The sequence below is a fragment of the Anaeromyxobacter sp. SG66 genome (assembly GCF_022690805.1).
Lineage (GTDB): Bacteria > Myxococcota > Myxococcia > Myxococcales > Anaeromyxobacteraceae > Anaeromyxobacter > Anaeromyxobacter soli.
The window spans coordinates 157,829-183,058 of sequence record NZ_JALCZC010000002.1 but is presented as its reverse complement, the minus strand read 5'-3'; the positions used below and the strand labels follow the sequence as shown (position 1 = coordinate 183,058).

Below are 25,230 nucleotides of genomic sequence, written 5' to 3'. Positions count from 1 at the left end.
AGCGCGAGGATCTCACCGTGCGCCGCGCCGAGGCCGCGCGCGCCCGCGGCGAGGGGGAGGGAGAGGAGCCCCACCCCGCCGGCCACCGCCGCGGCGGCGAGCCAGGTCGCGCCGGGCGCGAGGGCGGCGCCCGCCGCCGCGGCGAGCACGCCCGCGAAGACGGTCGCGAGGGTCACCAGCGCACGCAAGGTGAACGCGGTCGTCTCCGGCTCGGCGAGCAGCGCGGCGAGCGCTCGCGCGCGCCGGCCGGCCGAGGGGGCGTCGGCGAGCTCCCGGGCGCGCGGCGTGCCGACCGCGACGAGCGCCGCCTCGAGCGCCGCCACCACGGCGCGAACCGCGAGGAGCGCGGCGGCCGCGGCGGCGAGGAGGAGGAACTGGCGGAGGTCGGGGGCGGGGGGCATTTGGCCCCGGAACCCTAGCAAAAGGGCGGGAACGCGGCGGGGGTGGATCTGTTATAAAGCCGCGCATGGCGAAGAAGGCGCGGGTGTACGTCACGCTCAAGCGGGGAGTGCTCGACCCCCAGGGCTCGGCGGTGAACCGGGCGCTCCACGCGATGGGCTACGGCGAGGTCTCCGACGTCCGCCTCGGGAAGTACATCGAGGTCACGATCGACGAGAAGGCGCCGGAGGCGGAGGAGCGCAGGCGGCTCGAGGAGATGTGCAAGAAGCTCCTCGCGAACACGGTCATCGAGGACTTCCGGATCGAGCTGTGAGGCCGACGCTCGTGCCTCGTCAGTTTCAGCACGAGCGGCCCACGGCGCTCGACCCGAGCGAGAGACCATGAAGATCGGGATCGTCACCTTCCCCGGCTCGAACTGCGACCACGACGTCTACCACGTCGTGAAGCACGCCTGCGGCGCGCCGGCCGAGTACGTCTGGCACAAGGACCGGCTCCCCGCCGGGCTCGACGCCGTGATCCTCCCCGGCGGCTTCAGCTACGGCGACTACCTCCGCTGCGGGGCGCTCGCGCGCTTCTCGCCGGTGATGGAGGACGTGGTCGAGTTCGCGAAGCAGGGCCGGCCGGTCCTCGGCATCTGCAACGGCTTCCAGATCCTCTGCGAGTCGGGGCTCCTGCCCGGCGTGCTCATGCGGAACGCCTCGCTCAAGTTCATCTGCCGCGACGTCACGCTGCGCGTCGAGGGCGGGGAGACGCCGCTCACCCGCGGCCTCGCCGGCCAGACGCTCACGATGCCGGTCGCGCACGCGGAGGGGAACTACTTCGCCGACGCGGAGACGCTCGACCGCCTCGAGGGCGAGGGCAGCGTCGTGTTCCGCTACGTGGGCGGCGCGCCGAACGGCGCCGCGCGCGACATCGCCGGCATCTGCGGGGGGCCGCGCCGGAACGTCGTCGGGCTCATGCCGCACCCGGAGCGCGCGGCCGAGGCGATCCTCGGGCGCGACGACGGGCGGCGGCTGTTCGAGTCGCTGCTCTCCTGATCGACGGCGGGCCGGCGCTCGGGCCGGCCTCGCGCCGCGCTCCCCGGAGGCGCTCCAGTGCAGGTGGACATCCCAGGACCCGCCGGCCGGCTGGAGGCGCTCGTCGAGGAGCCCCTCGGCCTCCCCGCGGGCGGCGCGCCGCGCTTCGCGGCGATGGTGTGCCACCCTCACCCGCGCTTCGGCGGCACGCTGCACACGCACGCCGCCCACCGGCTCGCGAAGGCGGTCCGCGCCGCGGGCGGCGTCGCGCTCCGCTTCAACTTCCGCGGCGTGGGCCGCAGCGCCGGCACCTACGACCGCGGCCGGGGCGAGGCAGACGACGCGCGCGCGGCCCTCGCCTGGCTCGCGCGCGAGCGGCCGGAGCTCCCCCGCCTCGCGGGCGGCTTCTCGTTCGGCGCGTGGATGGCGGTGCTCGCGGGCGGCGCCGACGCGAGCGTGCGCGGCCTGCTCCTCGCCGGGCTCGCCCTGCGCTCCGCCGATGTCGACCTCGTCCGCGACACGGCGCTCGTGACCTCGGTGGAGAAGCCGGTCGCGATCGTGCAGGCGTCGAACGACGAGTTCGGCACGCCGGACGAGGTGCGGCTCGCGCTCGCGGGATCGCGCGGCCCGCGCCGGATTGCGGCGGTCCCGAACGCCACTCACCTCTTCACGGAGGATCTCGCGGCGCTGCAGCGCGAGGCCGAGGCGGCGATCGCCTGGTTGATGGAGGACGCGCGGCGCTGAGGGCGCGGCTACATGGGCGCGTGGGGCGAGTCGATCCGCCCGCCGCTGCCGCCCGCGTGACCGTCGGCGTACTCGCGGACCGCGTCGAGCAGCTCGTCGAGATCGAACGGCTTCTGGATGAAGCCCGCCGCGTCCATGCCGGCCACGCGGCCGAGCGCGGAGAGCACGACCACCGGGATGTCCGACAGCTCCGGATCGCCCTTCTGCGCGGCGCGGAACTCCCAGCCGTTCATGCCGGGCATCATGAGATCGAGCAGGACGATGTTCGGATGGACGGCGCGCGCCTTGCGAAGGGCCTCGGCGCCGTCCCCGGCGCCGTGGACCACGTAGCCCTCGTCCGCCAGGACCTCCGCCACGGCTTCGCGGATGTCGCTCTCATCGTCCACCACAAGTACGGAGACCATTCTGGATAAGAATTACGGATGGTTGGACCGGGAGGCAAATCGGCGCCGCGCGGAGGCGCGGGTATGCCCCAAACGGCTCATGGAAGTCCGGCGCCTGTCCTCGACAGGGACCGATCGAGCGCGCGCCTTGCGCGGGCTCCCCTGCGGCACGTCCAGGCGAACGCGAGGCGAGGACGTGCACGCGCCGCCGGCGGGCCAGTCCCTTGACTCCGGGTCCGGGCGAGCGACCTCGGACTCCCCGTCCGTGTTCACGTACCGGCGAACTGGACCCCTTCGAAGACGAGCGTCGGCGTCCGCATCGCCGAGTAGCGGTACGGATCGTCACCCACCGCGGCGAGCCGCTTCCACAGCTCGAGGTGGTTGCCCGAGACGTTCATCTCACCCACGGGCTCCGCGAGCCGGCCGCCGCGCACGCGGAAACCGCGCACGCCCAGCGAGAAGTCCCCGGTCGTTCCGTTCGAGTTGCCGCCCAGGAAGCCGGTGACGAGCACGCCCTCGCCGAGGTCGGTGAGAAGCTGTGCCTGCGACCTTCCGCCCAGCGCCCACGCGAGGTTCGAGCTGCGCGAGGTGGTGGGCGGGAGGCCGAGCTTCCGCCCGTAATACGTGTCGACGTAGTAGCTGCGCAGCACGCCTTCCTCGAACACCGGGAACGGCCGCGCTGCGATCCCTTCCCCGTCGTAGAGGCGCGAGCCGAGGCCGCGCGGCACGAGCGGATCGTCCTTCACGGTGAGCAGCGGGCTGCCGAGCTGCACGCCGATCTTGCCCTCGAGGAACGAGCGCTTCTGCTGGATGGCCGCCGCGGCGAGCGGGCCGAAGAGCATGCCGACCATCCTGCCGGACGCGCGGTTGTCGAGCGCCATGGTGAGCACCGCCGACTCGCCCTTGCGGGTTCCGATGCGGGCGATGGCCCGCTCGGCGGCCCGGCGGCCGATCGCCTCGGGCGCCTCCATCGCGCTCCGGAACCGTCCACCCGAGGCCGCGTACTCCTCCGGCCGGCGACCGTCGGGATCCAGAACCGTCACCTCGGCGCCGATCCAGAAGTCGGTCCCCCGCCGCTCGCCCTCGAAGCCGTTCGTCTGCACGAGGGCGCTCTCGGAGCGCGTGTCGGAGACGCTCGTGGTGACCGAGAGGATCGCGCTCGCGCCGGGCACGCCGCGGGCGGCAGCCTCGATCGCCTCCGCCTCGGCGCGCCGCCGCGTGGCGTCGACCTTCCCGTAGTCGGGATCCTCGAGCTGAAGATCGACGTTCGCCTGGCCGCGGTAGAGCTCCGGGTCGGGCAGCCGCCGGTGCGGATCCGGCGCGAGCGTGCGGGCGAGCGCGACGGCGTCCTCGACGAAGCGGTCGAGCGCGTCGGGGCGCAGGTCGCTCGTCGAGACGGCGGCGTAGCGGCCGTCGACGTAGAGGTCGAGGCCCAGGCCGCGGGTCGTCGCCTCGGAGACCTTCTCCACCTTCCCGTCGCGCCAGGCGACCTCGACGTGGCGGGCGCGGTAGGAGCCGGCGGACGCGTCGGTCGCGCCCTTCTCGCGCGCGAGCGCGGCGGCGCGGCGGGTGATGTCGAGGAGGTCGGACATGGAGGACCGTTCTTCCGTTCTTCCGCTCGCCCTTCGCCAGGCTCAGGGCGAGCGGAGCAGAGGAGTCGCGTGGGTCCGCTCGTGGCGAGCAGGTCGAGCCACGGGCGCGAAGAGGATCACGTTCCGCGGCCGCCGACCGTCATCGACGAGACGCGCACGGTGGGGAGGCCCTGCGAGACGGGCACGCTCTGCCCGTCCTTGCCGCAGGTCCAGCCGCCCTCGTCGATGGCGAGGTCGTCCGAGACCATGTCCACGCGCTCGAGCGCCTGCGGGCCGTTGCCGATGATGTTCACGTCCTTCACCGGCCGCGTGAGCTTGCCGTCCTCGATGAGGTAGCCGTTCTTCACGTAGAACGTGAAGTCGCCCGCGCCGATGTTCACCTGGCCGTTCGAGAAGTTCATGCAGTAGATGCCCTTCTTCACCGAGCGGATGATCTCCTCGGTGCGGTGCGGCCCGGGCAGCATGTAGGTGGAGCGCATCCGCGGCAGCGGCGCGTGGCGGTAGCTCTCGCGCCGGCCGTTGCCGGTGGGCCGCACGCCGAAGTGGCGCGCCGAGATGGCGTCGTGCAAGTAGGTCGTGAGCACGCCGTCCTGCACGAGGTGCGTGGTGCCGGCGTCGTTGCCCTCGTCGTCCACGTTGATCGCGCCACGCGCGCCCGCGTTGGCGGCGTCGTCCACGATCTGCACGAAGGGCTGGGCGATCCGCTTGCCGATCTTGTCGGCGTAGATCGAGACGCCCTTGCGGTTGAAGTCCGCCTCCATGCCGTGGCCGATCGCCTCGTGGAGCAGGATGCCGGAGGAGCCGGCGGCGAGGACCACCGGCATCTCGCCGGCGGGCGGCGTCACCGCGTCGAACAGGATGGTGGTGCGGGCGACCGCCTCGCGCACCACGCGGTCGAGCCGCTCCGGCGAGTAGAAGTCGAAGCCTGCGCGGCCGGCGACGTTGTAGCCGTTCTGCTCGCGGCGGCCGTTCGCCTCGGCGAGCACCGACAGGTAGAGGAGCGTCATCGGCTGACGGTCCTCGACGATGCGGCCCGAGGAGTCGGCGATGAGGATCGCGCCCGACTCGTCGCGCAGGAAGAGGTTCACCTTCTTGATGCGCTCGTCCGCGGCGAACGCGCGCTCGTTGAGGCCCGCGAGGAGCGGCAGCTTCTCCTGGGGCCGGATCTCCTCCCACGGGCGGATGAGCGGGTACCGATCGGGCAGGCCGGCCCGGACGTGGAGCCGCTCCGGGATGGGCCGCGAGGGGCCGTCCGCGATCGCCGCGGCGGTGCGGGCGCACTCGAGGAGCGCCGGCAGGGAGAGGTCCTCCGTGTAGCCGTAGCCCGTCTGGTCGCCCTTCACGACCCGCACGCCGACGCCCAGCTCCACCGTCGCGTAGGCGCGGTTCACCGCGCCGTCCTCGAGGCCGAGATCGGACCCTACGCGGTGCTGGAAGAAGACGTCCGCGTGCTCGCCGCCCCGCGCGAGCGCGGTCGCGAGCGTCTGCGCGATCATCCGCTCGGTCACTCCGAAGCGCGCGAAGTAGCCGATGCCCTCGCTCGTCCCCGCCTGGGTGGCCGGACGAGCAGCCGTATCCTGGTTCACCATCCCGTTCCTTGCTCCGTCGCCGGTCGCGACGGCGGCCTCATTCATAACCGCCCCGGACGAACTTGGCCGCTCGGTATCGCCGGTGACGGCTGGCGCCCCCTGCCCGCTCGGGCCGAGCCTGCCGAAGCCCGAGGCCGGGGCCAAGGCGGCCCGGCCCCGCAGGGACGTCCGGCAACCGGGCCGAAACGGGATAAACGTTGAGTCATGCCCATCGCAAACGTGAACGGCACGGAGCTCAACTACCGCGACGCCGGGACCGGCAACAAGGACGTGCTGCTCCTCCTGCACGCCTTCCCGCTCAACTCCGGCATGTGGCAGCGCCAGATCGCGGCGCTCGAGGGGCGCTGGCGGATCGTCGCGCCGGACTACCGCGGGCTCGGCCAGTCCACTCCGCGCGGCGAGGCGTCCACGATGCAGGTGCTCGCCGAGGACGTGCGGGCGCTGCTCGCGCACCTTCGCGTGGAGCGCGCGGCCGTCGCAGGCCTGTCGATGGGCGGCTACCTGTCGTTCGAGCTGTACCGGCAGATCCCGGGGTTCTTCCGCGGGCTCGCGCTCTGCGACACGAAGGCGCCGGCCGACACGGACGAGGGGAAGGCCGGGCGGGAGAAGTTCGCCAAGACCGCGCTCGAGAAGGGGCTCGGGTGGGTGGCGGACGAGATGGTCCCGAAGCTCCTCCGGCCCGACCCCGATCCGGCGGTCGTGAAGGAGGTGCGGGATCTCATCCGCCGCGGCACGCCCGCCGGCGTGGCCGCGGCGCAGCGCGGGATGGCGCAGCGCCCCGACTCGACCCCGACCCTCGCGAAGATCACCTGCCCGACCCTCGTCATCGTGGGCGAGGAGGATTCCCTCACGCCGCCGGCCGAGTCCGAGAAGATGGCGAAGGCGGTGAAGGGCGCGAAGCTCGTGAAGCTGAAGAAGGCGGGGCACCTCGCGAACCTGGAGGCGACGGAGGGGTTCAACCGGGCGTTGCAGACGTTCCTGGACGGGCTGCCGGCCTGATCGCGATGGAGCCGCAGGGCACGACGGCTCCCCCTCGCCAGCGCTGGCTCTCGCGCGTCGATCTCTCGATCTTCCTCGTCTCCCTCGCCGTGGTGAACGCCCCGGCGCTGGTGCCGTACTTCCCCGCGGGCGATCTGCACAGCCACGTCTACAATGCGTGGCTCGCGTCGCTCGTCGAGCGCGGCGAGGCGCCGGGGCTGTGGCTCGCGCCGGGCTGGACGAACCGACTCGTCGACGTACCGCTGGAAGGGCTGCTCCTCGTCCTGTCTCCCCGCGGCGCGGAGCGCGTCGTGCTCGTCGTCCTCGCCAACCTGTTCTTCGGGTCGGCGTTCCTCTTCGTCCGGAACGTCTCCGGGCGACGGTGCTGGGAGTGGCTGCCTGCGCTCGCCGTCCTGACCGTCGGATGGGCGTTCCAGACGGGCCTATCGAACTGGTTCGCCTCTGCGGCCCTGTCGCTGCTCGCCGTGGGCCTCCTCAGTGGAGCGCGTGTGCACGCGCGACGCCTCGTCGCCGGTTTGCTCATCCTGGCCCTCGCGGCGATCGGCAATCCGCTGCCGGCAGCCTGGGGGCTCGCGACCGGCGCGATCGTCTGGCTGCTCCGGCGTCCGGGGCTGCGCCCGGTGCCGATCGTAGTGGCTTCCGCGGGCGGCGCCCTGGCGGTCGGAGCAGCCGTGGTGGCCTCCGGGATCGGCGCCTACCGGAGCGGTCAACTGCTCGCGTTCTCGGGCGCGGATCAGCTCTGGGTGTTCGACGCCAAGTACGCGCTCTTCACGCTCCTCCTCGCCGCGGTGCTCGCCTGGGCAATCCGCGACGCGCAGCGCGAGGGGGCGCTCGCCGGCCCTGCGATCGCGGTAGCGCTCTTCTCCGCCGCGTGCGCCGCGGGCACTCCCGACACGCTGCTGTTCCCTGGGTACGAGGTCCCCGCGTTCTATCTCTCGCGACGCGCCTCCCTCCTCGCCGGCGTCGGGTGGATCGCCGTCGCAGCCCAGGCCCGGTTCTCGCCGCGACGGCTCGCGATGCTGTGCGCCGTCGCGGGTTCCTGGACCGCGCTCGTGCTCGTGGACTGGGCGAGGCTGTCTGCCTTTCACGAGGCGATGGATGCCGCCGTCCACGACGTCCCGGCGGGAGGGCGCGTCGTGGCGACGGTCTTCGGCCCCGGCCGGTACCCGCTCCACAGGTCGCTCGACCTCGCCTGCACCGGGCGCTGCTTCGCGTGGGGGAACTACGAGGCGCCCACGCGCGCCTTCCGGATGAGGGCCTCCGCCGAGAATCCCTTCGTCATCGGAACGACCGACGCGTTCCTCGCGTTCGACGCGGGCGCCTATCGCGTTCCGCCGCCGCCGCTGGAGCTATGGAAGATCGGTCCGTGCCGCCGCGGCGGTCCGGACGCACGCCTCTGCGCGTCGCGCGCGACGCCGGGCGAGGTCCTCGTGCCCAGCTGCGTCGATCCGTTCGTCCGTCTCGTCGGGTCGGGCAACGTCGATCGCTGCGCCTCGGACCTCGACCGCGCACGGCCCTGAAGCGACCCACGTTGATGAAGCCGATCGCACCATGGGATGATGAGGGCGTGCAGGCCGGACCCACGGGACGCGTCGACCAGGCGCCCGCGCTCGCGGTGCGTGCCGGGATCACGGCGGTGGTAGTCGCGCTCGTCACGCTGCCGCCCCTGCTCGTCTCCGAGTTCCCGTCGGGAGACCTGCACAGCCACGTCTACAACGCCTGGCTCGCGCTGCTCATCGAGCGTGGCGAGGCCGGCGGGCTCTGGCTCGCGGCCCCCACGACTAACGTGCTCGTGGACCGGGTGCTCGGCGCCCTCGTTCGCGTCCTCACTCCCGGCCAGGTCGAGAAGGTCGCCCTCGTCGCGACAGCGCACCTTTCGCTCTGGTCCTCGTTCCTGTTCTGCCGGGCGCTGTCGGCGCGGCCCGCCTGGGAATGGCTCCCCGTGCTCGGGATGCTGGCGCTCGGGTGGAACTTCCACATGGGCCTGTCGAACTGGACGGCCGCAGCGTCGCTCTCGCTGCTCGCGGGCGCGGCCGTCCTGTCCAGCGCGCGCTGGCCCGTGCGGCTCAGCCTGGCGGCCCCGCTCCTCGCGCTCGCGGTGACCGGGAGCCCGTTGCCGGTCGCGGGGGTCGGGGCGGCGACCGCGCTGGCGCTCGCCGTACGGGAACGGGTCGCGCGCCCGGGGGTCCTCCTCGCGGCCGCGCTCGGAGTCGAGGCCGCGGCGGCGGCGGCCCTTGGCATCTCGCGCCGCTCGCTCTACTCGACCGACCAGTGGGCCACCGTCTCGGGCGCCGACCAGCTCTGGGTGTTCGACGCGAAGTACCGGCTGTTCATGCTCGCGCTGCTGGCCCTGTGGGCGGTCGTGATCCGGCGCTGGCTCCGTGAGGTCGGGAACGCCGCGCTCGAGCACCCCGTGTTCGCCGTCGCCGTGCTCGCCACGGCCAGCGGCGTGATCCTCCCGGACGCGATCCTGTTCCCGGGGTTCGACGTACCCGCGAGCTACCTCGTCCAGCGAAGCTCCGTCCTCGTGGGCATCGCGTGGACCGGCGTGGCGGCGTGCGCGCCGCGCTCGGGCCGCCAGCTCGCGGCGACGATCGCCCTCGCCGCGTGCTGGGTCGCGACCCTCTCGCTCGACTGGACCGCCCTCTCCTCGTTCCAGGGGCAGGTCAACGCGGCCGCGCGAGAGCTGCCGCGCGGGTCACGCATCGTCGGGGCCATCGCTTCTCCGCCCTCCCGCGTCGCGCCGTTCACCCACGTCGTCGACCGGGCGTGCGCGGGCCGGTGCTTCGCGTGGGGGAACTACGAGCCCTCGTCCACCGCGTTCCGGATCCGGGCCGCACCCGGCAACGGGATCGTGGTGGCCGCTCGGGGCGACTTCGCCGACATCGAGCTCGGCGGCTACCGCGCTCCCGAGCTGTCCTTCCCGATCTGGACGTTGCGCCCCTGCACGGACGGCCGGCCGGCGGGGACGATCTGCGCCTCCATCCTCCCCGCGGGCGGCACGCTGGAGCTCGCTTGCCTCGATCCCTTCGCCGGTCCCGGAAAGCCTCGCTTCTCGCGCTGCGAGCGGACGTATCGCTAGCCCGCCGCCTGCAAGCGGGTCCTCACCGAACCGGCTGCTGGCCCCGACGCGGAGCGGTCACGGTGCGCGCCAGTGATGCGCGCCGGTAGAGCGCCCCCGCGCTCGAGGTCGCCACCACGCTCCAGCGGCCGTCGCGCTCGAGGTAGTGCTGGAGGCGAGAGCCGTTCTGCACGAGCGCGAGGCTCACGCCCGAGCGGGCCACCCACCCGTCGAGCCAGCTCGGCTCTGCGCGGACGTACCCCAGCATGAAGTCGTCTCCGTACAGCTCCCAGCGATCGTCCACGAAGATGCGCAGCCGGGGGGTCTCGTAGGCGACGAAAGCCCCGAAGGGCATGTCGTTCAGGATGGGCGCACCCGAGGGCGCGTCGCGCGCCGCGGCACGGAGCGCGGGCAGGAGCTCCACGGGCCAGCGGTTCTTGTCGAGGCGAGCGAGCACCGGTGCGCCATCCGGCGAGCGCGCCCAGAGCGCTCCGACCGCGATCACGGCGGCCGCGATGGCTGCGAGCGCACCCAAGGCGAAGCGACGCCCCGGCATCGACCCCGGGCTGCCCTGCACCCGGAAGCCGCGGCGCGCGAGCGCCTCCACCCAGCGGGCGTTCGGGAGGAGCTCGGCGAGCGCGATCGCCGCGGCGACGGCGAAGAACGGCGCGTGGCGGATGCGGTCGAACGCGAGCGCGAGCCAGACGAGCGGCACGAGGCTCGTCGCGCGCAGGTCGCGGCGCGAGGCGCCCGCGAGGGCAGCCAGGTACACCGCCGCGAGGGCGAGCACCTGCCACGATCCCGTTCGCACGAGCGAGGCGTGCTCGATGATGAGCCGGGGCAGCGCCTGCGAATCGAGGATCGCGGACCACGTGCGCGCGGTGTCGAGGCCGTACGGGGTCAGCGGCACGGTGGCGACGCACGCGACGAGGAGCGCGGCGATGGCCGCGGCCGCGCGCGCTCCGCGGATCGGGGACCGCGCCCCCACGGCCGCGGCGCCGAGCCAGGCGAGCGCGAACAGGGCGAGCGTCGCGAGGCCCCCGACGGCGGCCCCGTGCGCGTTCACCCATGCGAGGAACACGAGCGGAGCTGGCCAGAGCGCGGCGAGGCTTCGCCTGCCGGCGTCGACGTCCGCGAGCCTCCCGTACAGCCAGGCGAACGCGAACAAGGAGAGCATGTGCGGCCGCACGTGGAAATGATGCGAGGTCGCGACCGCGGTGAGCGCGACCACCAGGACGGCCCAGAGCGCGCTCACTCCCGAGGCGACGAGGCGGGCATGGAGCCAGGCGAAGAGGAGCGCGATCCCGCCGGCGGTCGCGACGACGAGCGCGTCGAGCCCGCCGATCCGGTGGAGCGCGGCCATCAGGCACTCGCCGAGCCACTGGTGGGCGATCCACGGATGGCCGCCGAACGTGAAGCTGAGCCAGTCCTGGTGCGGGAAGCCCCCGCCGAGGATCCGCTCGCCCGTGAGCGTGTGCCAGAGCGTGCCCGGGTCCTGCAGCAGCTTCGAGCCTGCGCCGAGCGCGAGCAGCGCCCAGGTCGAGACGAACACGAACGCCGCGCCAGACGTGGGGGCGCTCGTGTCACGTTCGGCAGAAACCACGGCTGGGGCCGCGAGACTCACGGCCACGTCGTCGCGATCTGATCGAACAGCCCGTTCACCGCCCCGCCCAGCGACCCCACAGCCACGAAGATCGCGACGGCGATCCCCGCGGCCATGATCGCGTACTCCACGGTCGTGGGCGCCGATTCGTCCGCCCAGAGCGCGCGCAGGGCGACGTGAAGGAGTCGGCTCATACGGCCTCCTGCGCCGGTCAGTGCACGAGCTTAGGGGGAGGAAGGAGCCCGAAGAACTCGCAGCCGGCCGTCGCCTTCGTCGGTACGTCGCAGTGGAGCGTCAGGACCAGCACCTTGGAGTTCTTCTGCCAGCACTCGGAGCCCGGCGGGAGCGGCTGGTCCTTCGGGAAGTTCTTCACCAGACCTGCGTAGGCGACCGTCACGCTCGCGAACGCGACGAGCGGCGCGGACTTCACGAACTTCGAGTCCGTCCCCCCGGTGGTCGAGCACGTCCCGCTCGGCGGCGGAGCCTCGCAGGGGAGGTCCATGATGGGGACGGGATACGGCCCCTTGCCCACCAGGAACGCGAAGTCGTCGATCGTCGGGTTCAGGTTCGAGCCGTTCGAGACCTCGATGAGGACGTTCGGATCCGCGAAAATGGGCGACCCGCAGGTCGGGGGGTCGGTCTTGAACCCGTCGAGCATCATGCGGATGTAGCTCGTGCTGACGTCCGGGTACTGGTTCAGCACGGTGAAGCCGATGTTGTCGGAAGAGTCGCTGTGGAAGTAGAGCGGCAGGCCCTCCTCGCAGGTCTTGAGGCCGCCGGTCGCGTTCAGGATCTGGCACTTCGCGAACGCGAGCGGCAGGCCGCACTTCTCCTCGCACGGCCCCCCCCGCACGGCGATCGCGTCGGCGCCGACGTCGGCCGTGTTCTTGCCTCCGGCGAACACCGGAAAGAACACCGGGGCGGGATTGTTGCCCGCCCGGGTGGCGGTGACGTGCACCGCGTTCGTGGCGTGCAGGAGGTCGACGGTCGCGGTGGGGTCCGAGATGGGGAAGAACTTCTTCGAGTTCACGCTCCAGTACCCGAACTCGACGGTGGTGTCGGAGTTCTTGAGCTGCTGGATGTCCGTCGAGTGCCGGCCCGTGTAGTCGAACGCGGCGAGGCGCGCCTTCGCGACCCCCTCGGCCGTGCCGTCCAGATCCCACGCGCCCCCGAGCGCGCCCGCGTCACTCGCGTTCTGCAGCTCCCCCCGGACGGACATCAGGTGCCCGACGTTGAGCGAGAGCGCCATGAACCCGCCGAGCACGAGCAGCATGATCGCGACGATCACCGCGACCGCTCCGCGCTCCCGCCTCGTTCCTCGCGCGCGCATGACGTCCCTCTCACCGGCTGGGGGGCACCGACGGCGCGAGCGGCCGCTGCCGGTCGCGAGTGGTCTGGGGGGTCAGCATGAGGACCTGCGGCTCCTCGACCTTCTCTCCCTTCGGCGCGAGGCTCTTGCGGTAGGTCTCCGCGATGATCGTCGCCTCCTGCGAGTCGAGGCCGTTGAGCGCCGCGGGCGCGGGCACGCGAGGCGCGCCGGGGTTCGCTTGCTGCGCGACGAAGATCTCCCGCATGGCCCGGCCATGCGTCTCCGTCAGGTGCTCTCTCGCGCACCCGGCCGCGAGGGCGGCGAGCGCCGTGAAAACCAGCGTCTTCATTGCATCCTCCCCGAGGGCACCTTCTCCGGCCGCGCGGGCTCCGACGGAACCGCGCGGTCGAGCTTCTTGGCGACCTCTTCCAGGTTTGCGCGCGCGCGGGCGAAGCCCGGGGCGAGCCGCACGGCGTCCGAGTACGCCGCGAACGCCTGCGGCAGGTTTCCGGCGAGCTCGTACGCGTAGCCGAGGTTGTTCTTCGCCTCTGCCGGCGAGCCGCCGGAGGCGAACTGCTGCGCGGCGCGCGTGAAGTCGCCCGCCCGCGCGTACGCGAAGCCGAGGTTGTTGTGGTAGCGCGCCGGCATCGGATCGAGCCGCACCGCCTGCTGCAGGCGGGCGAGCGCGTCCTGCGTGCGCCCCTGCCGGTAGAGGGCCCAGCCCCAGTCGCTCAGGTACGCCGCGTTCTGCGGGGCAAGCTCCGCCGCGCGCCGGTGATGCCCCTCCCCGTCCGCCCAGCGCTTCGCCTCGTCGTCCATGATCGCCAGCGCCGCGTGGGCCGGGGCATAGTCGCGGTCCATGCGCAGCGCCTCGCGCAGATCGTCCTCGGCGTCGCCGGTGTTGCCTTGCCCGCGGTAGGCCCGTGCACGGAGCGTCAACGTCGCGGCCGACCGCCCTTCGCTCTCGTGGATGGCCTGGATGGCGGCGAGCGCGTCGCCGTACTGGCGGCGATCGACGAGATCGCGCGCGACCGCGAGCCTGACGCCGGACACTCCCTCCTGGGAGGCGCGACGCGTCGTGGCGCAGGCGGAGAGGAGGACGGCGGAGAGCATGACGGCGGAGGACACCGCGAGCGAGCGCGACCGGTTCATCGATGTCCCCCGAGCATGGGCATGAGGGTCTTCATGATGTTCACCGCGGCGGGGCCGATGATGACCGCGAACAGCGCGGGGAGGATGCAGAGGACGAGCGGCAGCGTCATCTTCACGGCGACGTACGCGGCGCGCTCCTCCGCGCGCTGCATGCGGCGGATGCGGATGCCCTCGGCCTGGACCCGCAGCGCAGACGCGATGCTCGTGCCGAACAGCTCGGTCTGCGTGAGGGTCGCCGCGAGCGCGCGCAGCTCGGGGGAGCCGGTCCGGGCCGCGAGCCGCCGGAACCCGTCCATCCGCGGGATGCCGGCCTTCACCTCCAGGAACGTGAGCCTCAGCTCGCTCGAGAGGAGCGGCCACGCCAGCGCGATCTCCGCCGACACCCGCTGGAGCGCCGCGTCGAGCCCCAGGCCCGCCTCCACGCACGTGACGAGCAGGTCGAGCGCGTCCGGGAGGGCGCGATCGATCTGGCGGAGACGCTTGGTGATGCGCGACGACAGCCACAGGTTGGGCAGGAAGAAGCCCGCACCGGCCAGCCAGATCGCGATGCCGAGGGCGAACCGCACGGGCTCGGCCCGGGAGGCGTTCACGAACAGGAACCCGAACAGCAGGCCGAACGAGAGCACCGCCTTGGAGGCGACGAACAGGTGAGGCGCCCGCGTCGAGCGGAACCCCGCCCAGACGAGCTGCCGGCGCAGTCGTGATGCCGCGTCCTCGTCACCCTGCGAGGTGTTCCCGCGCGACGCCTCCGGCGCGCCGACGTCGAGCCGCTCGCCCGAGACCACCGCCGCGGCGGGCGCGTGGGGATCCGGCGACGCCGCGCGAAGCCGCCGCACCGCGGGATCGGCGCCGGCGCGGAACGAGCGTGCTGCCGCCCCGAGCGACGCGACGGCGATCGTGGCGAGGCATCCCATCGCGAGCGTGAGCGGGTCGATCGGCATGCGCTAGATCTCCAGCTGCGTCAGGCTTCGGAGCCACACGATCCCCGCGGCCCAGCTCGCCAGGGCGTAGCCCACGATCCAGTGGCCCGACGGGTTCTCGGCCAGCGTGCGCAGGTATCCGGGGTTCATCACCGACACCGCGAGCGCGACGATGATCGGCAACACGCCGAGCACCCACGCCGACGCGCGACCCTCACCGGTGAGGGCGCGCAGCTTGCCGTAGAAGCGGTACCGCTGGCGGATGGTGTCCGAGATCTTCTCGAGGATCTCGGCGAGGTTGCCGCCTGTCTCGCGCTGGATCACCGCCGAGACGGCGAAGATCTTCACGTCGGAGTTCCCGGGGCAGCGATCCGCCATGTGAAGCACCGCCTGCTCGAGCGAGAGCCCCAGCCGCTGCTCGTCGTACCCGCGCGCGAACTCGATGCACACTGGCTCGGGCATCTCGCCGGCGACCACCTGGAACGCGGAGGTGAGCGCGTGCCCGGCCCGGAGCGAGCGCGCCATCATCTCGAGCGCCTCGGGGAGCTGCTCGGAGATCTTGCGACTGCGTCGGCTCCTGGCCGAGAGGACGGACAGGAGCGGCGCGCCGGCGCCCGCCACGCCGAGCAGCAGGGCGATGGGGAGCCCGAGCCGGAGGACGAGGCCGAGCAGCAGCCCCGTCCCCGCCGCCGCGGCGGAGATCCCGAAGAGCTGCGCCACGGTCCAGCGCGAGTCGGCCTGCTCGAGGAGCGTTTCGAGGTAGCTGACGCCGGGGAGCGGCGTCACCAGCCCCTCGGCCCACGCCTGGCGCGCGATGCGCCCGCGGCGGAGGAGCTCGGCGTCGAGCGCACCCTCCCTGCCGATGGCGCGCAGCCGCCGGCGCAGCTCGGCGCGGCGCCGGTCGCCGACGAACTGGAAGCCGTAGTAGATGGCCTCCACGCCCGCGAAGATGCCGAGCGCGACCGCGGCGATCAGGAGCTCGCGCATCAGCGCTCCTCCAGCACGTGCGCGGCGATGGCCGCGGGGTCCACGCCGAACTGCGCGATCCGGCTCATCGCCCGCGCCCGGATGCCGGTCGCCATGAACTCGCCGATGACCTTGCCGGTCGAGTCCACGCCGCGCTGCTCGAACCGGTAGATCTCCTGCATGGTGATGGCGGCGCCCTCCGTCCCGGTGATCTCCGCGATCGACATGATGCGACGGCGGCCGTCGGTACCGCGGTTCAGCTGGGCGATGATGTTGAGCGCGCGAGAGATCGTGGCGCGGGTCGCGCCCTCGCTGAGCGGCACGCCGCTCATGCCGATCATGGCCTCGATGCGGGAGAGCGCGTCGCGCGGCGTGTTCGCGTGGACGGTCGTCATCGAGCCCTCGTGGCCCGTGTTCATCGCCTGCAGCATGTCGAGCACCTCGCCGCCGCGGACCTCGCCGACGACGATGCGGTCCGGGCGCATGCGGAGCGCGTTCTTCACGAGGTCGCGCGCGAGGATCTCGCCCTTCCCCTCGATGTTGGCCGGGCGCGTCTCGAGCCGCACCACGTGCCGCTGCTGGAGCTGGAGCTCGGCGGAGTCCTCGATGGTGACGATGCGCTCGGCGTCGGGGATGAACGACGAGAGCGCGTTGAGGAGCGTCGTCTTGCCGGCGCCCGTGCCGCCGCTGATGAGCACGTTCAGCTTCGCCTTGACGCAGGCGCCCAGGAAGCCGACCGCCTCCGGAGTGAGCGCGCCGTTCGAGACGAGGTCGCGGACCTTGAGGGGGGAGACGCCGAAGCGCCGGATCGAGAGGATGGGGCCGTCGATCGCGAGCGGCGGGATGATCGCGTTCACGCGCGAGCCGTCGGCGAGGCGAGCGTCCACCATCGGCGAGGTCTCGTCCACGCGCCGGCCGACCTGGGCGACGATCCGGTTGATGATCTGCTGCAGGTGCCCGTTCGAGCCGAACCGGACCTGCGTGAGCTCGAGCTTGCCGCGCCGCTCGACGTAGACGGTCGAGTAGGTGTTGACGAGGATGTCCGAGATCGTCCCGTCGGCGAGGAGCGGCTCGAGGGGCCCGAGGCCGGTGAGCTCGTCGAGGAGCTCCCCCACCATGCGCTCCCGCTCGAGCTGGTTGAGCGGCAGCTCCGACCGACCGATCTCGCCGGAGAGCACCGCCCGCAGCTCCTCCCGGCGGCGCTCCGCCGGAAGCCGCTCGAACGCCTGGAGGTCGAGCTTGTCGATGATGCGACGATGTAGCTCGGTCTTGAGGTCGTGGAATACCTCCGGCGCCGACTCCGGCGCGAGCGCCGCGGCGGCCGGGGCCGCGCTCGCGCGCTGGCGCAACCGCTCACCGAGTCCCACGTCCGCCTCCCGTCAGCCGCCGCCACCACGAGGTGCGCGCGGAGGACTTCGCGCCCTCGGCGTCGAGCAGCGCCGCGAGCGCCTCGACGTCGCGCGTGATCGGGGCGCGGGCTCCCACCTCGGCGAGCGTCGCGCCGCGCCCGACCGCTTTCGCGAGCAGCGCGAAGTCGTTCGTGACCGTGGCCGTGACCGGCAGCCGGACCGTGTCGGCGACCACCTCGCGCGTGACGTTCGAGCGCGCCTGGTAGCGGTTGACGACGAGGAGCAGCTTCGAGTCGTCGTAGCCCAGCTTCCGGAAGATCTCGACCGTGCGCTGGGCGTTCCGCACCGCCGGGACCTCCTGCGTCACGACCAGGACGACGCGATCGGACGCGTCGAGCGCGGCGAGCGAGAGCTCGTCGAAGCCGTGGATCCCGTCGAGGACCACGCTCCCGTAGTGCTGGCGCAGAAACCCGATGAGCTGTGTGATCGCGGAGGCGTCGATCTTGTCGGCCTCGTCGAGCCGGTCGCCCTGCGCGAGCACGCTCATCCCGGCGCGGTGCCGCGCGATGGAGCTGTCGAGCAGGTCGCGGTCGAGCCGGCGAAGGTTCGCGAGAACGTCGGACACCGTGTAGGTGCTCTGCAGGTCGAGCAGCGACATCGCGTCCCCGAGCTGCAGCTCGAGGTCGACGAGGCACGCCCGCGCGCCGCGAGCCGCGATCGACGCCGCGGAGTTAGCGGCGAGCGTCGTGGCGCCCATGCCCCCCTTGGCTGGGAAGAACGCCGTCACCGAGCTCGCCGCGGCCGTGGGCGTGGGGCGCACGAGCGAGCGGACCGCCAGCTCCAGCCGCTCGGCCTCGCCGGCCACGACGTACTCGCGCGCGCCGGAGCGCATCGCGCGCAGGATGAGGTCCGGGTCCTTCGCCGCGCCGACCACCGCGACGCGCACGCCGCCCGCCGCGAGCCCGGAGATCGAGCGGAACGCCGTCTCGGGGTCGCCGTTCAGGCCCACCACCGCGACTGCGGGCTTCCCGGGCTCGGCGACGGCGCGGGCGGCGTCGCTGACGTTCTGCAGGGGAAGATCGTCCAGCGCCGAGAGCAGCGCGGTCTGCACGCTCGCCTCGAGCCCGGTGACGAAGAACGGGATCGTGTCCATGGTCGCTCCCTTCACTGGCTGAAGCCGCTCTGCCCGGACGCGCCACGCTCTGCGCTCGGCGGCTGCCTGCGGTCGGCGACCTCGGCGCTAGTGCCCTGGCTGCCGAGCAGGTAGAACGGCAGGTCGCCGGGATCGTTCATCTCGTACTCGGTCGGCAGCCGTGGCAGCTCGTGCGGCGCGACGGGCTTCACGAGGTGGGCGGTCACGACCACGACGAGCTCGCTCTCGTCGCGCTGGAACGCCTGCGAGCGGAAGAGCGCGCCGACGATCGGGATGGAGCCGAGGAGCGGGAACTTCGCGATCTGCGAGCGGATCCGGTCCGCCACGAGCCCCGCGATCGCGAAGCTCTGGCCGTCGGCGAGGCGGATGCTCGTCTCGCTCTGGCGCGAGGTGAGGCCGGGGACGCTCGTGCCCGCGATCGTGACCGCGAGGCTCGGATCGATGTCGCTCACCTCCGTCTTCATGGAGAGGTGGATGGCGTCGCCGATCACGGTGGGCGTGAACTGGAGCTGGATGCCGAACCGCTTCCACTCGACCGACGTCTGGCCGAACGAGGACGCGATGGGGATGGGCAGCTCGCCGCCCGCGAGGAAGCGCGCGTCCTGACCGGAGAGCGCGACGAGGGTCGGCTCGGCGAGCGACTTCGCGAGGTTGTTCTGCTCGAGCAGGTTCAGCATGACGCTGAACGGGAAGTCGCCCATGTGCGACAGGAACACCGAGAACGCGTTCTGGAACGTCCCCGACGGCACGTCCGGCGGAAAGCCGTTTCCGGCGAGGCCTCGCGGGCCCGTGCTCGGGATCGCGGGATTCTGTGCCGTGTTCAGGAAGTCTCCGGGCAGCGTGCGGTTGCTGAAGAGGCCGCCGACCGTCTTGAAGTCGTCCGACTTGTGGAAGAAGTTGACGCCGAGCTCGCGCAGGCCCGTGCGCGCGACCTCTGCGAACCGGACCTGGAGCTGTACCTGCTGCACGCCCGACACCTGGATGAGGTTCGCGACCTTCTCCGCGTGCAGGCGGGCGACCTCCGCGACGCGCTCCGGCAGCCGCACGTCCGTGACCTGCCCCGAGAGGACGACGAGGTCGCCGCTCGAGGTGATGTTCACGGTCTCGCCGGGGAAGAGCTGCTTCACCTGCGTGCGCAGCGCCTCGAGGTTCCGTCCGACCTGGAGCGCGATCACGAGCGGCTGGTTGTCACGGTTCCAGAGCGTGAGGTCCGTGGTGCCGACCCCCTTCGCCGTGAGCAGCACCTGGTTCGGCGTCACGACCTTCAGGTCCGCGACCTCGGGGTTCGCGACGGCGATGCGACCGATCTGCTCCGACAGGATGAGGAGCCGGTTCTGGCCCGCCTCGAGCGTCATCTCGCGGGCGGCCCCCATCTCGCGATCGATGCGCAGCGCGGGGGTGGTCTGCGCCCCGTCCTGCGCGGCGGCGGGCCCGGCGACGACGAGGAGCGAGGCGAGGAGCGCACGGGCGCGGTGGGGGATCATTGGCGCGATTCCTTCGTGAAGTCGCGGCGCTCGAACATGTCGCCGCGGAGGATCTCGACCGTCTGCTTCTCGGCGGGCGCGGGCTTCACCTCGACGACCGGTGCGCGCGCGCGGTGGCGCGAGGACACCGCGGTGACCTTCGGGCCGGGCGAGCCCGCCGTGGGCGCCGCCGCGGCGGGACGCTCCGGCTCGCGGCCGCCGGCGAGCAGGATGGGGGGCGTGATGCCGGGCGTGGCGAGCATGTCCTCGTCCGCGCCGCTCCGGAGGCTGAGGAGGATCTGGCCCTTGCTCGCGCTGAGGGCGAGCTTCTCGGACTGCTCGCCGTCGACCATGAGGGTCGCGACCGTGGCAGGCATCGCCTTGTCGAAGTTGCGGTCCGCGCGCTCGACCTCCTTGCCGACGGCGAGCACGCGCACGTTCTGGAGCACGATCTTGGACATCGGGGGCTGACCCGCGGCGTCCGACGGCTTCATCGTGACGATCACGTCCACCGCGTCACCGGGGTGCAGGAACCCCGCGACCCCGACGACGTCGTCCACGCGGACGGCCACGGCGCGCATCCCGGGCGGCAGGATGGCCGCGAGGCCGGCGGCAGTGCCGGGCGGGGCGAGCCGGCCCGCCAGGATCGGCTCGCCCTTCGTCGTCGCCGAGGTCACGACGCGGCCCACGAGCGCGGCCGGATCCGCCGAGGTCCCCTGCGGCGTCGAGCCGGAAGGCCACTCGATGACGGCGAGCGACTCCGCCCGGAGCGTGGTCGCCGACGGGATGTCCACCGCGGCGACGACGACCTTCGTGGTGGGGACCCGCGCCGCCGACGCCTTCGCCTCGAGGTAGCGCGTGAACAGCACCGCCGTCGCCATCGCCGCGATCGCGGCGATCCCGAGGAACAGCGCCGCTCGAAGACCGGTGCGCCTCGCGCCTCGCTCCGCCGCCCGCCGCAGGTTGCTGCCCGCCCGATCGCCACCGCCCGAGCTCGTCATCGTCGATCCCCCTGCTGCTGCGCTCAGCGGCGCATCTCGGCCGTCGCGACGATCCGCGCCGGCATGATGTCGTTGAAGAGAAGCGTGAACGATCCCCCCGGACAGTCGACCGCGACCCTCACGGAGCCGATGGGATCAGGGATGTCGAAGCTGCAGGTCGAGGCGTCGATCCCAGCGACGCCCAGGTACTCGCTCGCCCGGGCCTCGGCGACGCCGGCCGGATCCGAGTCGGCGATGCTCCCGGCGCGCGCGCCCTCCCGGGCGGCGTTGACGATGATCTCGCGCTGGAAGAAGTGGAAACCCCACTCGATGGCACCCAGGCAGAGCAGCATCAGCACCGGGACCACGAGCGCGAACTCGACGGCCGCAGCCCCCCGAGCCCACGCGCGACCCGTTCGCGCCTTCATGGCGTGCCCCCCGTGAGGATGGCGAACAGCGCGCCGACGGCGAGGGCCGCGCCCGCCGGGACGGGCGCGCGGCCGTGCTCCGCCGCGAGCGACACACGAGTGGGGGCAGCGCCGAGCGCCACCGCCACGAGGTTCCGCCGCATCTCGCTCCGCGCGCGCAGCGAGGATGCGCCGAACGCGACGAGCGAAAGGACGCCCGCCGCGATCGCCGCGGCGAGCAGGTACGCGGGGAGGCGCTCCAGCCCGACCCACGCGGCCGCCGCCGCGCCCAGCTTCAGATCCCCGCCCCCGACCATCCGGTGCGACCACGCGGGCCACAGCAACGCCCCGACGATCACGATCCCGCCGACCGCACCCGCCGCGCCCCTGCCACCGTGCACCGCCGCCTGCGCGGCGACGCCCGCGAGGGCGAGCGCGACGGTGAGGGCGTTGGCGATGCGGTGGTGCGCCACGTCGGACGCCGACGCGATCGCGAGGAGGGCGCTCAGGAGCGCGAAGTGCGAGAGCGGGTAGCTCATGGGGTCCGTTCGCGCCGGCCGCGGGACGCCTCGGCCGGCGCGTCGAGGATCACGAAGACCGCTACGGCGCCGAGACCGAGCCGGCGACGCTGTTGAACGTGGTGCTCAGGTTCGTCCCGAGGAGGCCCACGGCCGTGATGATCACGACCGCGATCAGGGCCACCATCACGCCGTACTCGACCGCCGTCGGCGCCGCCTCGTCCTTCCACAGCTTCCTCAGCATCTGAGTCATTGCCTGCCCCTTTCACTCACGCGAACGGTGCCCCCGTCGCGATGGTCCACACCGGCTGGGTGTGCCGTGCTCGCGCCCGCCCCCAGCCGGGCGTGCGGAGCGATCCCCGAGCGCCCGCGAGCGCCGGGAAACCTCTGCGGGCGGTCGCTCCTCCCAGGCCCATTCGGCGTCCGCACGGCGTCGTCGCCTCTCGAGGCGAAGAAGCTCGTCCGGTCGTCGCCGCGGCGCCTGCTCGGTTACTTCCCCCACATGCTCTCGACTGCTCTGCGGAGGTGCGGACGGTTGCCGTTCATCGGGAGTCCTGGGACCTCGGGACACTCGCTCGAGACGATCGTTCGTCGCCGGTCGAAAGCGAACGTTCTGCCTGCTGGACGCGCGGATCAGCGCGCGTCCCTGCTCGCTCTGCGAGTGAACGCGACCCAACAGGTTCCGGGCCTCGTATTAGGCCCGTCGGGTGCGTCGCGAAGGCGGGACCTTCTGCGGGGGCCCCACCGTTCGGGGCCCGTACACAGCGTGCTAGCATCGGAGCGCATGAGCGATCGGGTGACCAGCGCCGGGCTCTGGACGGCCTTCACGAACGTCGCGCTGGCAGCGCTCTACGGCGGGTTCGCCCTCACGCACGTCCACAGCTTCCAGGATCGCCCGCGCGCGAGCGTGCTGCTCATCGGCCTGTTCGAGACGCTGCTCGCGATCTTGTTCGTCGTCCGGCGCCAGGCAGCGGCCACCTCGAGCTCGCCTTCGGCGTGGGTGAGCACGCTCGCCGGGACGTACCTGCCGCTCCTCCTGCGCCCCGCGCCCGATGGGAACGATCTGTTCGCCGCGCAGGTGGTGCAGGCGATCGGAACCGCGCTCGGCGTCGCCGGCCTGATCTCCCTGAACCGCAGCGTGGGCCTCCTGCCGGCGAACCGCGGCATTCGCTCCGGCGGTGCCTACCGCCTCGTGCGCCACCCGCTCTACGCCTCGTACATGGTCGCGCACCTCGGCTACGTCGCGAGCAACTTCACCGTGAGGAATGTCGCGGTGGCGATCGCCGCGTTCGCCGCGCAGCTCGTCCGCATCCGCGGCGAGGAGGAGTTCCTCTCGCGCGATCCCGAGTACGCCGCCTACCGGGCGCGCACGCGCTGGCGGCTCCTGCCGTTCGTGTACTGAGCGGGCGCTGAGCGATGACAGGGACCGCGGACACGCTCGACGGGGAAGCTCGGCCACGGCGCGGTCGCCAGGGCGGGCGTCTCATCGCCGCCTGGCTCGTGGGGCTCGCGCTGCTCTCCGCCCCCGTCGTGTGGCGCGCGATGGGGGGCGCCGTCGAGGTGCACGCGTTCGTGATCCCCTCGCCCTCGCGCGTGCCGGTGCTCGAGGTGACGCGCGGCGTCCCCGATCGCGCGCGGCCCGTCGCGCTCCTCGTGCACGGGTTCCACTGCAACAAGTCGATGATGGTGCCGCTGGCGAGGCGGCTCGCCGCGAGCGGGGTCGACGCCTACGCGATCGACCTGCCTGGCCACGGGGCCTCGCGCGAGCCCTACTCGGACGCGCGCGCGGTCGCTGCCGCGCGGGAGGCGCTCGACGCCATCGCGGCGATGCGCGGGGTGGCGCGAGCGCGCGTCGGGCTCGTGGGCCACTCGTACGGTGCGAGCGTCCTCGCCCGCGTCGCGGGCCAGGACCCGGGGCGCCCCACGCTCGTGATGATCGGGCCGGGCTACGAGGGCGGGCTCTCGCCCGCCACCGGCAACCTGCTCGTCGTCACCGCCGAGCACGATTACGGGTTCATCGCGGGATTCGCCGAGGACATGCTGCGCGACGCCTCCGCTGGCACGCTCGAGCGGGCAGGCGAGCGCAGCGGTGAGCTCGCGCGGCGCGACGCGCGCGCCTGGCAGGTGGTCCCCGGAGCGGACCACCTCTCGCTCCTCGTCAGCCCGGCGGTGATGCGCGACACGCTCGCCTGGCTCGAGCCCGCGCTCCGCCCGACCGCCGACCCTGCCGCGGCCGTGGTGACGCCGCGCCTCGCCGGAGCCCTCGCGCTCCTCGCGCTCGCGGGGGCGGTCCTCCTCTCGGTGCTCGTCGCACGGGCGGGCGCGTGCGCCTCGGCGGCCGAGCCGAGCAGTCCGCCCGTGGCGAGCCGCGCGTGGCTCGTCGCGATCGGCGTGCTCGCGATCGGGATCGGGCTCCTCACGGCGCACGCCGTGACGCCGCTCGCGCTCGTGCGGCTGGGGGAGGGAGAGCGCGTGGCGTCGCTGCTCGCGGTGGCCGGCGTCGCCGCGAACGCGCTCGCGCTCGCGCGGTGGAGGCGGGCGCCGGGACCGGGAGCGCAGCAACTCGTCCGGGCGTTGCCGCCGGCGCTCCTGGCGGCGGCGCTGGTGTACGTCGCGGCGCTCGCCGGCGTGGACCGCGAGCTGTACCACGTGTCGCTTCTCGACTCCGCCCCCGAGCGGCGCGCAGCGGTGGTCGTGCTCGCCGCGGCGCTCTTCCCCTTCTTCGCGTTCGTGCAGGGTGTGGTCGGTCACGCGGGGGCGGACGAGGTCGGCGTCCGGCCCCGTGCGCGCACCGCAGCCGCTGTGGCGGTACTGTATGGCGCCGCCGCCGCCGTGCTCCCGCTCGCGGGCCCGCGGCTCGGCCGCTTCACGCTCTTCGTCGTCGCGATCGGCGCGTTCTGCGCCGTGGTCAGCGCGCTGCTCGACCGCGCCGCTCGCAACCCCGCCGTCGGCGCGATCTTCTCCGCGACGGTCACCGCGTGGGTGCTCGCGGTCGGCTTCCTCCGGTACTGACCATGTCGACCTTCGTCGGACACTCGCTCGCCGCCGCCGTCGTCGCCGCCTCTGCCGGCGATCGCCTCCGCGCGGAGCGTCCGCGCGCGGTCGTGGCGCTCGCGATCGCCGCTGCGCTCCTCCCCGACCTCGACGTGCTCTTCCTGCTGTGCGGGCCGGGGGCGGCGTCGCACCGCGGCCTCTCGCACAGCCTGCTGTTCGCGACGGCGTCGGCGGGCCTGCTGGCGCTCGCGGCGCGTCCGCTCGTGCGCGCTCCGCTGGGGCGGCTCTTCGCCGTGCTGCTCGTCGCAGCCCTGTCGCACCTGCTCCTCGACTTCCTCATGGGCGCCGGACCGCCCATCCGGCCGTTCGCGCCCTTCGACGAGCGCGGGTTCCTCGCGCCGGTCCGCCTCCTCCCGATCGCGTACTACGCGCGGTCGGCAGAGGGATACCGGTCGGCCGGGTTCCTGCTCCGGAACGGGCTCGCCGCCGCGCTCGAGCTCGCGATCCTCGCTCCCCCGCTCCTCCTGCTGAAGCCGGCGTGGGGTGCGAGGACGCGCGCGCTCGCCGCGACGCTCAGCGTCGCCGCGGTCCTGGCCACGCTCGCGCTCTACAACTGACGGCGCTGCCCCGGAG

General features: G+C 72.9%; 27 protein-coding genes. 9 read left to right on the top strand and 18 right to left on the bottom strand.

What is annotated here, in order from left to right:
- Positions 1 to 401, bottom strand: a 401-nt coding sequence (locus MNZ39_RS01560) for a CNNM domain-containing protein (RefSeq protein ID WP_242333454.1), incomplete at its 3' end; no start/stop codon positions are given.
- A gap of 65 nt (positions 402 to 466) precedes the next feature.
- On the opposite strand from MNZ39_RS01560, the gene purS reads away from it, so the two are divergent.
- The 3 genes from purS (at position 467) to MNZ39_RS01545 (ending at position 2,159) form a co-directional block, all read left to right on the top strand.
- Positions 467 to 712 carry a phosphoribosylformylglycinamidine synthase subunit PurS gene (gene purS / locus MNZ39_RS01555; RefSeq protein WP_242333452.1) on the top strand — a complete coding sequence of 82 codons (246 nt, stop codon included), beginning with the start codon at positions 467 to 469 and terminating at the stop codon, positions 710 to 712.
- Positions 713 to 779: 67 nt separating this feature from the next.
- A complete protein-coding gene (gene purQ, locus MNZ39_RS01550) occupies positions 780 to 1,436 on the top strand; it encodes a phosphoribosylformylglycinamidine synthase subunit PurQ (protein WP_242333450.1) in 657 nt (218 codons plus the stop codon).
- Between the two features lie 63 nt (positions 1,437 to 1,499).
- Positions 1,500 to 2,159 carry an alpha/beta hydrolase gene (locus MNZ39_RS01545; protein WP_242333449.1) on the top strand — a complete coding sequence of 220 codons (660 nt, stop codon included), beginning with the start codon at positions 1,500 to 1,502 and terminating at the stop codon, positions 2,157 to 2,159.
- An 8-nt stretch (positions 2,160 to 2,167) separates the two neighbouring features.
- Here the strand turns inward: MNZ39_RS01545 and MNZ39_RS01540 are convergent, their stop codons facing one another.
- The 3 genes from MNZ39_RS01540 to MNZ39_RS01530 all read right to left on the bottom strand — a co-directional run bounded on the left by MNZ39_RS01540 (position 2,168) and on the right by MNZ39_RS01530 (position 5,723).
- Positions 2,168 to 2,563, bottom strand: a complete 396-nt coding sequence (locus MNZ39_RS01540) for a response regulator transcription factor (RefSeq protein ID WP_242333447.1) — start codon at positions 2,561 to 2,563, stop codon at positions 2,168 to 2,170.
- Between the two features lie 248 nt (positions 2,564 to 2,811).
- A complete protein-coding gene (locus MNZ39_RS01535) occupies positions 2,812 to 4,134 on the bottom strand; it encodes a TldD/PmbA family protein (protein WP_242333445.1) in 1,323 nt (440 codons plus the stop codon).
- A gap of 116 nt (positions 4,135 to 4,250) precedes the next feature.
- Positions 4,251 to 5,723, bottom strand: a complete 1,473-nt coding sequence (locus tag MNZ39_RS01530; RefSeq protein WP_242333443.1) for a TldD/PmbA family protein — start codon at positions 5,721 to 5,723, stop codon at positions 4,251 to 4,253.
- 204 nt (positions 5,724 to 5,927) lie between these two features.
- Between MNZ39_RS01530 and MNZ39_RS01525 the strand changes: the two genes are divergently transcribed.
- Genes MNZ39_RS01525 through MNZ39_RS01515 form a run of 3 tightly spaced genes read left to right on the top strand, consistent with a single transcriptional unit; the run spans position 5,928 to position 9,804 of the window.
- Positions 5,928 to 6,722 carry an alpha/beta fold hydrolase gene (locus tag MNZ39_RS01525; protein ID WP_242333441.1) on the top strand — a complete coding sequence of 265 codons (795 nt, stop codon included), beginning with the start codon at positions 5,928 to 5,930 and terminating at the stop codon, positions 6,720 to 6,722.
- A 5-nt stretch (positions 6,723 to 6,727) separates the two neighbouring features.
- On the top strand, positions 6,728 to 8,242 hold the full coding sequence (locus MNZ39_RS01520) for a hypothetical protein (protein ID WP_242333439.1): 1,515 nt from the start codon (positions 6,728 to 6,730) through the stop codon (positions 8,240 to 8,242).
- 47 nt (positions 8,243 to 8,289) lie between these two features.
- Entirely contained in the window at positions 8,290 to 9,804 is a 1,515-nt protein-coding gene (locus MNZ39_RS01515) for a hypothetical protein (RefSeq protein ID WP_242333437.1), read from the top strand.
- Positions 9,805 to 9,826: 22 nt separating this feature from the next.
- Here the strand turns inward: MNZ39_RS01515 and MNZ39_RS01510 are convergent, their stop codons facing one another.
- From MNZ39_RS01510 to MNZ39_RS01445, 14 genes are all read right to left on the bottom strand, one after another.
- Positions 9,827 to 11,386, bottom strand: coding sequence for a hypothetical protein (locus MNZ39_RS01510; protein WP_242333435.1), 1,560 nt, complete (start codon positions 11,384 to 11,386; stop codon positions 9,827 to 9,829).
- 17 nt (positions 11,387 to 11,403) lie between these two features.
- Positions 11,404 to 11,580: a Flp family type IVb pilin gene (locus MNZ39_RS01505; RefSeq protein ID WP_242333433.1), complete on the bottom strand. Its 177-nt coding sequence runs from the start codon at positions 11,578 to 11,580 to the stop codon at positions 11,404 to 11,406.
- 17 nt (positions 11,581 to 11,597) lie between these two features.
- The gene (locus MNZ39_RS01500) at positions 11,598 to 12,716 is read right to left on the bottom strand and encodes a TadG family pilus assembly protein (protein WP_242333432.1); all 1,119 of its coding nucleotides are present in this window, start codon (positions 12,714 to 12,716) and stop codon (positions 11,598 to 11,600) included.
- A 10-nt stretch (positions 12,717 to 12,726) separates the two neighbouring features.
- On the bottom strand, positions 12,727 to 13,044 hold the full coding sequence (locus tag MNZ39_RS01495; protein ID WP_242333430.1) for a hypothetical protein: 318 nt from the start codon (positions 13,042 to 13,044) through the stop codon (positions 12,727 to 12,729).
- Positions 13,041 to 13,847, bottom strand: a complete 807-nt coding sequence (locus MNZ39_RS01490; protein WP_242333429.1) for a tetratricopeptide repeat protein — start codon at positions 13,845 to 13,847, stop codon at positions 13,041 to 13,043. Before MNZ39_RS01490 ends, MNZ39_RS01495 begins: the two co-directional genes overlap by 4 nt.
- On the bottom strand, positions 13,844 to 14,788 hold the full coding sequence (locus MNZ39_RS01485) for a type II secretion system F family protein (RefSeq protein WP_242333427.1): 945 nt from the start codon (positions 14,786 to 14,788) through the stop codon (positions 13,844 to 13,846). Before MNZ39_RS01485 ends, MNZ39_RS01490 begins: the two co-directional genes overlap by 4 nt.
- Positions 14,789 to 14,791: 3 nt before the next feature.
- Entirely contained in the window at positions 14,792 to 15,754 is a 963-nt protein-coding gene (locus MNZ39_RS01480) for a type II secretion system F family protein (RefSeq protein WP_242333425.1), read from the bottom strand.
- Positions 15,754 to 17,100 (bottom strand): CpaF family protein, encoded by a 1,347-nt coding sequence (locus tag MNZ39_RS01475; RefSeq protein ID WP_242333423.1) that lies wholly within the window; start codon positions 17,098 to 17,100, stop codon positions 15,754 to 15,756. The genes MNZ39_RS01480 and MNZ39_RS01475 overlap by 1 nt, the downstream gene beginning before the upstream one ends.
- Positions 17,087 to 18,235 (bottom strand): AAA family ATPase, encoded by a 1,149-nt coding sequence (locus MNZ39_RS01470; protein WP_242333421.1) that lies wholly within the window; start codon positions 18,233 to 18,235, stop codon positions 17,087 to 17,089. The genes MNZ39_RS01475 and MNZ39_RS01470 overlap by 14 nt, the downstream gene beginning before the upstream one ends.
- A gap of 11 nt (positions 18,236 to 18,246) precedes the next feature.
- Positions 18,247 to 19,719, bottom strand: a complete 1,473-nt coding sequence (locus MNZ39_RS01465; protein ID WP_242333420.1) for a type II and III secretion system protein family protein — start codon at positions 19,717 to 19,719, stop codon at positions 18,247 to 18,249.
- Positions 19,716 to 20,699 carry a Flp pilus assembly protein CpaB gene (gene cpaB, locus MNZ39_RS01460; RefSeq protein WP_242333418.1) on the bottom strand — a complete coding sequence of 328 codons (984 nt, stop codon included), beginning with the start codon at positions 20,697 to 20,699 and terminating at the stop codon, positions 19,716 to 19,718. Before cpaB ends, MNZ39_RS01465 begins: the two co-directional genes overlap by 4 nt.
- 23 nt (positions 20,700 to 20,722) lie before the next feature.
- Complete coding sequence (locus MNZ39_RS01455) at positions 20,723 to 21,106, bottom strand: TadE family protein (protein WP_242333416.1); 384 nt, start codon at positions 21,104 to 21,106, stop codon at positions 20,723 to 20,725.
- A complete protein-coding gene (locus MNZ39_RS01450) occupies positions 21,103 to 21,624 on the bottom strand; it encodes a prepilin peptidase (protein ID WP_242333414.1) in 522 nt (173 codons plus the stop codon). Before MNZ39_RS01450 ends, MNZ39_RS01455 begins: the two co-directional genes overlap by 4 nt.
- Before the next feature lie 61 nt (positions 21,625 to 21,685).
- Positions 21,686 to 21,847, bottom strand: coding sequence for a Flp family type IVb pilin (locus tag MNZ39_RS01445; RefSeq protein ID WP_242333412.1), 162 nt, complete (start codon positions 21,845 to 21,847; stop codon positions 21,686 to 21,688).
- Positions 21,848 to 22,387: 540 nt separating this feature from the next.
- Here MNZ39_RS01445 and MNZ39_RS01440 point away from each other — a divergent pair.
- The 3 genes from MNZ39_RS01440 to MNZ39_RS01430 are packed head-to-tail and all read left to right on the top strand — an operon-like array spanning position 22,388 to position 25,214.
- Positions 22,388 to 23,005: an isoprenylcysteine carboxylmethyltransferase family protein gene (locus MNZ39_RS01440; protein ID WP_242333410.1), complete on the top strand. Its 618-nt coding sequence runs from the start codon at positions 22,388 to 22,390 to the stop codon at positions 23,003 to 23,005.
- A 14-nt stretch (positions 23,006 to 23,019) separates the two neighbouring features.
- Positions 23,020 to 24,615: an alpha/beta fold hydrolase gene (locus MNZ39_RS01435; protein WP_242333408.1), complete on the top strand. Its 1,596-nt coding sequence runs from the start codon at positions 23,020 to 23,022 to the stop codon at positions 24,613 to 24,615.
- A gap of 2 nt (positions 24,616 to 24,617) precedes the next feature.
- The gene (locus MNZ39_RS01430; RefSeq protein ID WP_242333406.1) at positions 24,618 to 25,214 is read left to right on the top strand and encodes a metal-dependent hydrolase; all 597 of its coding nucleotides are present in this window, start codon (positions 24,618 to 24,620) and stop codon (positions 25,212 to 25,214) included.
- Positions 25,215 to 25,230 lie beyond the last annotated feature (16 nt).

Coding starts and splice junctions, on each gene's coding strand:
- purS (WP_242333452.1), top strand. CDS start 467: ATGGCGAAGAAGGCGCGGGTGTACGTCACGCTCAAGCGGGGAGTGCTC.
- purQ (WP_242333450.1), top strand. CDS start 780: ATGAAGATCGGGATCGTCACCTTCCCCGGCTCGAACTGCGACCACGAC.
- MNZ39_RS01540 (WP_242333447.1), bottom strand. CDS start 2,563: ATGGTCTCCGTACTTGTGGTGGACGATGAGAGCGACATCCGCGAAGCC.
- MNZ39_RS01535 (WP_242333445.1), bottom strand. CDS start 4,134: ATGTCCGACCTCCTCGACATCACCCGCCGCGCCGCCGCGCTCGCGCGC.
- MNZ39_RS01530 (WP_242333443.1), bottom strand. CDS start 5,723: ATGGTGAACCAGGATACGGCTGCTCGTCCGGCCACCCAGGCGGGGACG.
- MNZ39_RS01525 (WP_242333441.1), top strand. CDS start 5,928: ATGCCCATCGCAAACGTGAACGGCACGGAGCTCAACTACCGCGACGCC.
- MNZ39_RS01520 (WP_242333439.1), top strand. CDS start 6,728: ATGGAGCCGCAGGGCACGACGGCTCCCCCTCGCCAGCGCTGGCTCTCG.
- MNZ39_RS01505 (WP_242333433.1), bottom strand. CDS start 11,580: ATGAGCCGACTCCTTCACGTCGCCCTGCGCGCGCTCTGGGCGGACGAA.
- MNZ39_RS01500 (WP_242333432.1), bottom strand. CDS start 12,716: ATGCGCGCGCGAGGAACGAGGCGGGAGCGCGGAGCGGTCGCGGTGATC.
- MNZ39_RS01495 (WP_242333430.1), bottom strand. CDS start 13,044: ATGAAGACGCTGGTTTTCACGGCGCTCGCCGCCCTCGCGGCCGGGTGC.
- MNZ39_RS01490 (WP_242333429.1), bottom strand. CDS start 13,847: ATGAACCGGTCGCGCTCGCTCGCGGTGTCCTCCGCCGTCATGCTCTCC.
- MNZ39_RS01485 (WP_242333427.1), bottom strand. CDS start 14,788: ATGCCGATCGACCCGCTCACGCTCGCGATGGGATGCCTCGCCACGATC.
- MNZ39_RS01480 (WP_242333425.1), bottom strand. CDS start 15,754: ATGCGCGAGCTCCTGATCGCCGCGGTCGCGCTCGGCATCTTCGCGGGC.
- MNZ39_RS01470 (WP_242333421.1), bottom strand. CDS start 18,235: ATGGACACGATCCCGTTCTTCGTCACCGGGCTCGAGGCGAGCGTGCAG.
- MNZ39_RS01465 (WP_242333420.1), bottom strand. CDS start 19,719: ATGATCCCCCACCGCGCCCGTGCGCTCCTCGCCTCGCTCCTCGTCGTC.
- cpaB (WP_242333418.1), bottom strand. CDS start 20,699: ATGACGAGCTCGGGCGGTGGCGATCGGGCGGGCAGCAACCTGCGGCGG.
- MNZ39_RS01455 (WP_242333416.1), bottom strand. CDS start 21,106: ATGAAGGCGCGAACGGGTCGCGCGTGGGCTCGGGGGGCTGCGGCCGTC.
- MNZ39_RS01450 (WP_242333414.1), bottom strand. CDS start 21,624: ATGAGCTACCCGCTCTCGCACTTCGCGCTCCTGAGCGCCCTCCTCGCG.
- MNZ39_RS01445 (WP_242333412.1), bottom strand. CDS start 21,847: ATGCTGAGGAAGCTGTGGAAGGACGAGGCGGCGCCGACGGCGGTCGAG.
- MNZ39_RS01440 (WP_242333410.1), top strand. CDS start 22,388: ATGAGCGATCGGGTGACCAGCGCCGGGCTCTGGACGGCCTTCACGAAC.
- MNZ39_RS01435 (WP_242333408.1), top strand. CDS start 23,020: ATGACAGGGACCGCGGACACGCTCGACGGGGAAGCTCGGCCACGGCGC.
- MNZ39_RS01430 (WP_242333406.1), top strand. CDS start 24,618: ATGTCGACCTTCGTCGGACACTCGCTCGCCGCCGCCGTCGTCGCCGCC.